Origin of the sequence: Halomonas sp. 707B3 (genome assembly GCF_024158645.1) — a bacterium.
In the GTDB taxonomy this organism is placed as follows: Bacteria; Pseudomonadota; Gammaproteobacteria; order Pseudomonadales; family Halomonadaceae; genus Vreelandella; species Vreelandella lionensis.
Genome location: NZ_JAMZBE010000152.1, coordinates 1 through 8,231 on the forward strand (window position 1 = coordinate 1; position 8,231 = coordinate 8,231).

The following is an 8,231-nucleotide window of genomic DNA, read 5'->3' on the forward strand; positions in this document are numbered from 1 at the left end:
GGGGAGGCCCAGCTTCAGGCGGCTCGTGCGCTGGTGGTTAGAGAGCTGCTGCGCCAGCGAGCTAACGTCCTGGGTCTACTATCGACACAGGAAGCCAGCGAAGCGCAGGAGGATGCGGCGATTGCTGCCTTGCTTGAGCAGGAACTTGAGGTGCCCGAACCGGGAGAAGCCGATTGCCAACGCTTTTTTGATACCCACCGTGAGCGCTTCAGCGAGCCGACCCAGCTACGTGTAAGGCATATTCTGCTAGCAGCGGCACCGGATGACTCCCAGGGCCGCGACGACGCGTACCAGCTTGGCGAAAAACTGCTTAAAGAACTTAATTCCATACCCGAGCGGTTTGCCGAATTTGCGCAACACCACTCCGCGTGCCCTTCAAAAGAGATGGATGGCGATTTGGGCTGGCTAGTGTCAGGCCAGACCGTCCCTGAGCTGGATCGCGCTTTGCAGCACCTGCCCGAAGGCCTTCATGAGCGCCCCTTGGCGTCTCGCTATGGCTGGCATGTAGTAATCATTGACGAACGGCGTGAAGGGCGGTCGTTACCTTTCGATCAGGTGGCCGACCGAGTGCGTCACAGCCTGCGCGAGCAGGCGACGCGACGTGCATTGCGCCACTATTTGCTGGCGCTGGAAAGCGAAATAGGCGTCGAAGGAATTATTCTGGATGACGATGCTGGCGGCAGCTTGATGCAATAGCTTGAAGCAATAGCAAAGCTAATAGGAGAGGCTTGATGTCCCATGTTCCTGTCAATGCACTTTTCACTCCGCTTGGCATCGCGGTGCTAACGGTTTCCGATACCCGTGGTTTCGATGAAGATGGCAGCGGTAACCTACTGGTTGAACATCTGAGCGAAAGCGGCCATACCCTGGTGGAGAGACGCATCGTTCCTGATGATATCTATCAGGTTCGTGCCGTGGTCTCGGAGTGGATTGCGCGAACAGATATCCACGCGATTCTGGTTAATGGCGGCACTGGCTTTACCGCCCGGGATACCACTCCCGAGGCGTTGATACCGCTGTTCGACAAAGCGATCGAAGGGTATGGAGAGCTGTTCCGCCACTACTCCCTGAAGACAGTCGGCACAGCGACGATCCAGTCTCGCGCCGTCGCGGGGGTGGCCAACCGAACGATGATGTTTGCCATGCCCGGCTCACCCAAAGCGTGTGCCTTGGCGTGGGACAACATTATCGCTTTGCAGCTGGACTCCCGCACTCGGCCCTGCAACTTCGCCGCCATGGTGCTGCCTTCAGCAACCCCGTGTAGTGGACGAGCGACCTCTTCCAATGAGGTGGAGCACTTATGAACTGTCACTGCGCAGAAATAGTCACGCCCGGCTTGTTAGAGCTGTTTGATGCACGCCAACGGCTTATCGACGCCGCCACGCCCATTAATGCAGTAGAAAACATCACCCTTGGACAATCGGCGGGGCGAGTACTGGCAGAAACGCTGGTCGCACCTCTCGATATGCCGGGTGTGGATAATAGCGCTATGGATGGTTACGCGCTGTGTCTGGCTGATTACCAAGCGGTACCTCCCGGCGCAGGTTTACCCATTCTTCAACGCGTACCGGCTGGCGCAGGCGTCATGCTGCTACCGGAAGGAGGCTGCGCGCGTATTTTTACCGGCGCGCCGGTGCCCATGGGGGCAGATATTGTGGTGCCTCAAGAGCGGGTGACTCTTGATCAGCGCGGGCATATACACCTCGAGGGTAGCTTGGTGGTAGGCGCTAATATTCGCCGCCAGGGTGAGGAGACTCGCATGGGATCCCCACTACTCGCCGCGGGTAAGTTGCTTGATGCCGCGTCGATTGCGCTGCTGGCGAGCCATGGGGTAAATGCTGTGACCGTCAAACGGCGCCTGCGGGTGGCACTCCTCTCAACGGGCGATGAGCTGATTGCCCCAGGTACGGCGCGATCACCGGGGCAGGTATACGACAGCAATCGCGCCATGCTTAACGTTCTGCTAGCACAGGCGCAGTGCGACGTGCTGGATTTGGGGATCATCGCAGATTCGCCGACGTCATTGCATCAGGCCTTTGAGCAAGCACAAACCGCTGCAGATTTAGTGGTGTGCACTGGGGGCGTTTCGGTAGGCGAAGAGGATCATGTTCGTTCGGTGATTGAGCAGCGCGGCGGGCTGCATTTTCATGGTGTCGCGATGAAACCGGGAAAACCCTTTGCTTTCGGTTATCTAGGCGCGGAGCCATTGTCTTCCATACCGTTAATGGCGCTGCCGGGTAACCCCGTGGCCTCCCTGGTGGGCTGGCAACTGCTGGCGCTGCCGTTTATACATGCCATGCAAGGTAGAGCTGAAGCGGCTCTACAGCGTTACCCGGTAAAAGCCGGTTTTTCTCAGCGTGGGCCCCAAGGGCGCTGCGAGCTATTACGGGTGGAATTGGATTGGTCACAAGGGACTCCCGTGGCGCAGTTAGCGGGCGGACAGGGCTCGCATATGCTCAGCGCGGCTAGCCAGGCCCATGGATATTTGATGATTAATCCAGGCACCGACGTGACAGAAGGGGGCGCGTACCCCTATTACCCGATCAGTCAGTTCAACGCTTGAGTCGCTTTTTTTGGCGTGACCACTGACGTCGTTTGCTTTTATAGGAGAGGGTATGGCTTCACATCATAAACCGCGCACACTGATTTATGCCTGCTCCGGCTGTTCTGATGTGGCGCAACTGGCCAATAGTGTTGCTCTGCGTCTTGATCATGCAGGAGAGGCAGAAATGTCCTGCATTGCTGGTGTCGGCGGTGGCGTGCCCGGTTTGGTACGCATCGCCCGCTCCGGGCGGCCTATCGTAGCTATTGACGGGTGCCAGATGCATTGCGCCAGTCACTGTCTTTCCAAAGCGGGCGTTATACCCACTGAGCACGTCAAGCTGTATGAGAACGGCCTGCGCAAGCGACGGGGCCAGTTTTATGATGAGGAAACCATTGAAGAGATCACCGCCGAAGTGAGAGGGCTCATAGCTCGGCTGCCCGTTAATGCCAGTCAAGCAGAGGAGCCCTCAGAATGAGTGCGCTAGTCGATGGGTTTGGCCGTACGGTGCGCTACCTACGCATATCGGTAACTGATCGTTGTGATTTCCGCTGTGTTTATTGCATGGCGGAGGAGATGACCTTTCTGCCTCGGGCCCAACTGCTTACCCTTGAAGAGATAGCCACGCTGTCGCAGGCCTTCGTCGAGCTGGGGGTGGAAAAAATCCGCCTAACTGGCGGGGAACCGCTGGTACGCCAGGGCGTACTAACGCTAGTGCAAAAACTCGGTGAATTGGAAGGCCTACGCGAGCTGGCCATGACCACCAACGGCTCAGGATTAGTCAAACATGCCGAGGCCTTACGTTTAGGCGGACTTGATCGCCTTAATATCAGTCTCGACTCACTCAAGCCCGAGCGCTTTAAAGCATTAACCCGGACAGGTGACCTTAGCCAGGTGGTAGCGGGTATCCGCGCAGCTCGCCGCGCTGGCTTTCAGTCGATTAAGCTCAACGCTGTATTGCTCAAGGGTCGTAACGACGACGAAATTCTCGACTTGGTAAACTTTGCCCGTGATGAGGAAGTGGATATCAGTTTTATCGAGGAAATGCCGTTGGGCGCTATCAGCGAGCATAACCGTGGTGAAACCTTTCTTTCCACCGATACGGTACGCGAGACCATAGAAAAGCACTATCAACTCTTACCCACCACCGAGACCACCCTAGGGCCATCCCGTTATTACCGCATGGTAGACAGCCAGTCGCGGATTGGCTTTATTTCTCCCCATAGCCACAATTTCTGCGCTGTCTGTAATCGTGTTCGGGTGACGGCTGAAGGGCGGCTACTCCTTTGCCTGGGCAATGAGCACTCGGTAGATTTGCGCGCTGTCATGCGACGTTATCCAGGTGATATCCAGCGGCTTAAAGTGCACATAGTGGCGGCAATGATGAAAAAGCCTGAGCGTCATCATTTTACGACAGATGGTGAGGTTCAGATCGTGAGGTTTATGAATGCAACAGGTGGTTAGGGCAACGTTGTCGAAAGCAGTTTATCACCATAAATGATAGAGCAGGCAGTGTCCGCAAATAGAGGTAGATTATAGTGAAGAAGTCTAGGCTCAAAAGAAACTAGCCCCTACAAAGATGTGGGAGCTCCTCATTCCTGTAAAAAGGAACTTATTCATATAGTGCCTTCCTTGGCCTACACACTCCCTAGGAGTAACGCCGCCGTTTAAAAGACACATCCCGAAGGTAGGCGGCATTACTACCTAAGCGACGGATATTGGCCCAAGTGCCCTTGTAATAAGGAATAACGTTACGGTCCGTCCATTCGCTGATGACATCTCCCTGCACCCCATTGGGGTAGCCGAACATCATAAATACTTGGCCTCTCTCAATATCCGGTTCCAAATAGGCCATGGCGTTGGTCGCGCCGTAGTTGTTATAGACTTCGACAATATCCCCATTGGAGATACCCAATGCCTCGGCATCCTGCGGGTTTATTTCTATGGGCGCCATCGGGAAGCGGCCCTTGCGGAACGCCAAATGCTGATCATGATAGGCAGACTGCCAAATCAGGTTGGTGCGGCCGTTATTAATCCAGAAGTCGTACGTCTCTTTCTGCTGCTGGACAACTCCCGGTAGCCCATTCCACGGGGAGGGCTGGAAATGCGCCTTACCGTCATCGGTATCAAAGCGGTTGTCGGTGTATAGCATCTCGGTACCAATCAGTTTGCCGTCCCGATACTCCTTGATCGGTAGCTGCACACCATTGTTACCGGCAGCTCTGAGGCGCTCGTAGGTTGCCAAATGGCCGGTTGGCCCGCCTTGGCTATCGATCGCTTTTTCGTGCGCCATACGGAAGCCATCGTTGAAGGCATCCTCCTCGGTGGTCCAATCGAAACCTGAGAAGCGTCCAGCCATCTCTTGGTTGCCAGCAGTCTCATAGCGCGCTTTGAGTGCGTTGGCGATATCGGCAGCAATAAGGCAGTCCGGCTTGGCGATGCCGGGAGGGTCCATAAAACGCTCAGACAGTCGGAGCCGACGCTCTCCATTCATAGAGGTTAAGTTCATCTCGCCGGGATGGGTAGCAGGCAGCACTAGATGGGCGTACTCGGCAAATTTAGTTCGGTAGAGATCGATATCGACAATGAATAGGCCACCTTTGTTTTTAACGGCATCATAGACAATATCGACCAGCTCTTCAGTGGTGGCACCACGCGCTTCGGCAAGGGCTTGGTTAACAATAGTGGCACGACGCTTAATGGCCTGCCGATAGGTCTCAGCATTGACCGTGGTCTGAAACGCGTTACAAGCCCACACCGTTAACATCATGCCATTGTCTTTGATCAGCTCTTGATCGATATAAGGCGCTGGCCGACCACCTGGGTAGGGTGGCCGTGTGTAGCCTTCCTGGTGTCCTCCCATTCTCACCACCCCGGTACCGCGTCGGCCGACGTTATGCGTGGCCAGCACTAGATTGACGAGGGAGGATTGGATGCGGTAGTTGTCATTGCCCCAGATGATTCCTTTCTCATAGGCGTGCATTGTACGGGGAGGGTGGCCACTCGCTTTGGGTTGGTAGGCCCACTCGGCTGCTTTGATAAGGGCGTCTCTGGGCACGCCGGTAATCCGGCTGCACTCATCCAACCCTAGCCGATTGGCATCCAGCATGGCATCGAAGCCGCTGGTAAACGCTGCGATGAATGCTTGGTCATGCCAGCCTTGCTCTACGACATAGCTAAGAAGCCCGTTAAATAGGGCAGTATCGGTGCCGGGCTGTATCGCTAGGTGAAGCACGTTCTCTTTGCCGGCAATGGTCTCGCAGATGGCAACGGTGGGCGTGCGGCGCGGGTCCACCAGGATCACTTTGCCCCGCCTGACCGTCTCTTCGGGAAACCATGCCTGCTTCTTACTGATATTGGAGCCGTTGAGGTTCGGCTCCCAGTGCGCCAGAAACCAGTTGGTTTGGGTCTCATAGGAGTTGCCGCCAATGGAGAAGATGACATCGGCCACCTCGGCGTCTTCATAGCTGTTGTTGAGCTCGCCTATACCCATATCACGGGTGGCATGGCACTCTGAATTATAGGCAGGCCGGTTGTGAATTCTGACCATCTGGCTTTGCAGGCCGCTAAAAATCAGCTTGCCGGTAGCCCAGGTATTCTCAAAACCACCGCCAGCGCCGCCATGGTCAAATAAATTAAAAAACAGCTGATCAGGGCCGTCATTGTCGAGGATGCGCTGGGTTACGCCCGCATAGAGAGCTAAGGACGTTTCCCAGTTGCTCTCTACCCAATCATCACCGGTGTATTGAAGCGGATACTTCAGACGCCGTTCGCCAATCGGGGTATTTTCAGCATACATAATGCTCGCCATCTGGCCGCCACGGGTGGATGAGAGCCCCTTGTTAACGCTGCACTCCTTGTCGGGAACGATCATGATGGTGTGTTCACTGCCATCGTGATCCTTGATCTGGTTCACCATGGCGGGTGTCATGGTGACCTGCATGGGCGAGAGCTGCTGGGTGAAATCTAGCCGCAGCGCGTTTTGATCCGACGCTCTTCCTCCTTCTGTGTTGGCTGGCCACTTATAAACGTGGTAGCCACAACCCACGATACAGAAATGACAGGCCATATTAGTTTTCTGAGCATTCATTGGTGGAAGGGGAATGCGGTCCTTGAACTGGCTCATCGTTGTTCTCCTAGAGAAACCGCTTGGTCGTAATCAAAGAATATTGGCCTGGCGACCATAAATCAGGCCGTCGACGGAGATGGCGTAGAGGGTATCTTCAGTTTCTTCGTAGGCTAGGACGACTCTGGGTAGATTTTCCGTGGCTTGGCCAATCACCATCTGGCCTGCGTTATCAGCATCAAAGATGCTGTAGTGGCAAGGGCACTTAAAGGTACCGGCGTCTTTGTCGTAGTTGACTGGGCATCCCATATGCGTGCACTGGGTACTGTAAGCGACGACGGATTTTTGGGGACCTATACCGCCTTTGATTGCCTTCTCTCTGCGAATAACGGCGCAAGGGGAGCGGTCATCAGGATAAGTGAAGTAAAAGGGCTCGTTGATGTTTAAGTCAGCCAGTTTAGCGACCTTGCTTCGTGGGTAGGGAAGCGTCGTATTACCTGAAGCGGTAGGGCGTACATCAGGCTGCTGCCCATGCGATAAGGGTGACAGTGAGAGGGTGCCCACTGCGGCGCCGCTGCCAGTAAGCTTTAGAAAATTGCGTCGACTTAGCCGTAACATTGTTGGGTGCTCCAGCGCTGGATGTTAATCGGTTGTTATTCATTGTTTGAGTTTTGTGTTGGTTTCTGGGAACGTATTGGTTCAATAGTGCTCCGTATAAAATATTGCTTTATAAGACTTTTGGGGGTGGCATTGCTGGACGTTGTGAGTTGATAAATTAAAATGCATTCTTAAAATATAGAGTGGTATTAGTCGTAATAAAGGTTAATTTTCTGATAGGAGTAGTCGATAAATTAATCAATATTTTAGGGTTGTTCGTTTTGAGTTTTTGGTTTTTTTAAAGTGGTAATACAATGAATTATATTTCTAGTTATCGATATAGTGGAAAAGTATTAAAAATTTACTAATTATAATGACGGGGGAGATTTTTGAGGGGTGCTAATTTATTAATGTGGGCGTAAAAAATTGACAGAAGTCATAGAAAATGAGGTTTACCTCGAGCTAGGATGCCCTCTGGAAAAGCTGCCCAATGTTGGGCTATTTTTTGTTTGATGGGAGGCCACTGATGGATAATTTGACAGCACTTACTTTTCTGCCGCAAGACCAGCTAGATTTAGCTTATTCGCATGAAGTTCGGGAGCTAAATCGCTACCGAGGCTTAGCACTGAGCTTTCTGCCTTTTGATCCACCTATCAGCCGCTTGATGGATGCGATTGGCATGGAGTGTGTGCATAGACTTTGTAGTTTGCAGGAAGTGGCAAGGCAGCTGGAGCTTGGCGCTTGCGCAAATGCTAACCACCAGAAGGAACCTCCATTTTTCAATAAAATGAGTAAGCACTTCTTCGTTGTAGATGAAAATATGGGGCATCATCTATTAATAAACGCCGAAAAAGCCGCTGAAATGACGTGTACGTTTTTTGGTTGGCTATTGGAAACGAATGCTACGCCAGAGTTACATCAAGCATTATCCTGAATCCGTGAAGCCGGCGCCGACACTTTCCCTATCACCGCCAGCGAGCACTTTTTGATCATTCGCCCGTGCAAGTTGGCTTTCGCAAGCCCGTT

8 protein-coding genes are annotated in these 8,231 nt (G+C 53.5%); 6 read left to right on the forward strand and 2 right to left on the reverse strand.

Annotation, left to right across the window (positions count from 1 at the left end; all coding sequences use genetic code 11):
* The 5 genes from BIS10_RS15700 to moaA all read left to right on the forward strand — a co-directional run.
* On the forward strand, window positions 1–696 hold a 696-nt coding region (locus BIS10_RS15700), incomplete at its 5' end, for a peptidylprolyl isomerase (RefSeq protein ID WP_253506516.1).
* Window positions 697–731: 35 nt separating this feature from the next.
* A complete protein-coding gene (moaB, locus tag BIS10_RS15705; protein ID WP_253506519.1) occupies window positions 732–1,304 on the forward strand; it encodes a molybdenum cofactor biosynthesis protein B in 573 nt (190 codons plus the stop codon).
* Window positions 1,301–2,563 (forward strand): gephyrin-like molybdotransferase Glp, encoded by a 1,263-nt coding sequence (gene glp, locus BIS10_RS15710; RefSeq protein ID WP_253506522.1) that lies wholly within the window; start codon window positions 1,301–1,303, stop codon window positions 2,561–2,563. Before moaB ends, glp begins: the two co-directional genes overlap by 4 nt.
* 52 nt (window positions 2,564–2,615) lie before the next feature.
* On the forward strand, window positions 2,616–3,020 hold the full coding sequence (locus BIS10_RS15715) for a putative zinc-binding protein (protein ID WP_253506524.1): 405 nt from the start codon (window positions 2,616–2,618) through the stop codon (window positions 3,018–3,020).
* Entirely contained in the window at window positions 3,017–4,006 is a 990-nt protein-coding gene (gene moaA, locus BIS10_RS15720; protein ID WP_253506527.1) for a GTP 3',8-cyclase MoaA, read from the forward strand. The genes BIS10_RS15715 and moaA overlap by 4 nt, the downstream gene beginning before the upstream one ends.
* A gap of 184 nt (window positions 4,007–4,190) precedes the next feature.
* On the opposite strand, the gene BIS10_RS15725 is transcribed toward moaA, so the two are convergent.
* Both BIS10_RS15725 and BIS10_RS15730 read right to left on the reverse strand, forming a co-directional pair.
* Window positions 4,191–6,668 carry an arsenate reductase (azurin) large subunit gene (locus BIS10_RS15725; RefSeq protein ID WP_253506530.1) on the reverse strand — a complete coding sequence of 826 codons (2,478 nt, stop codon included), beginning with the start codon at window positions 6,666–6,668 and terminating at the stop codon, window positions 4,191–4,193.
* Between the two features lie 33 nt (window positions 6,669–6,701).
* Window positions 6,702–7,226: an arsenate reductase (azurin) small subunit gene (locus tag BIS10_RS15730; protein ID WP_083024147.1), complete on the reverse strand. Its 525-nt coding sequence runs from the start codon at window positions 7,224–7,226 to the stop codon at window positions 6,702–6,704.
* Window positions 7,227–7,731: 505 nt separating this feature from the next.
* On the opposite strand from BIS10_RS15730, the gene BIS10_RS15735 reads away from it, so the two are divergent.
* Window positions 7,732–8,139 carry a hypothetical protein gene (locus BIS10_RS15735; RefSeq protein WP_192859200.1) on the forward strand — a complete coding sequence of 136 codons (408 nt, stop codon included), beginning with the start codon at window positions 7,732–7,734 and terminating at the stop codon, window positions 8,137–8,139.
* The last annotated feature ends 92 nt before the right edge of the window (window positions 8,140–8,231 follow it).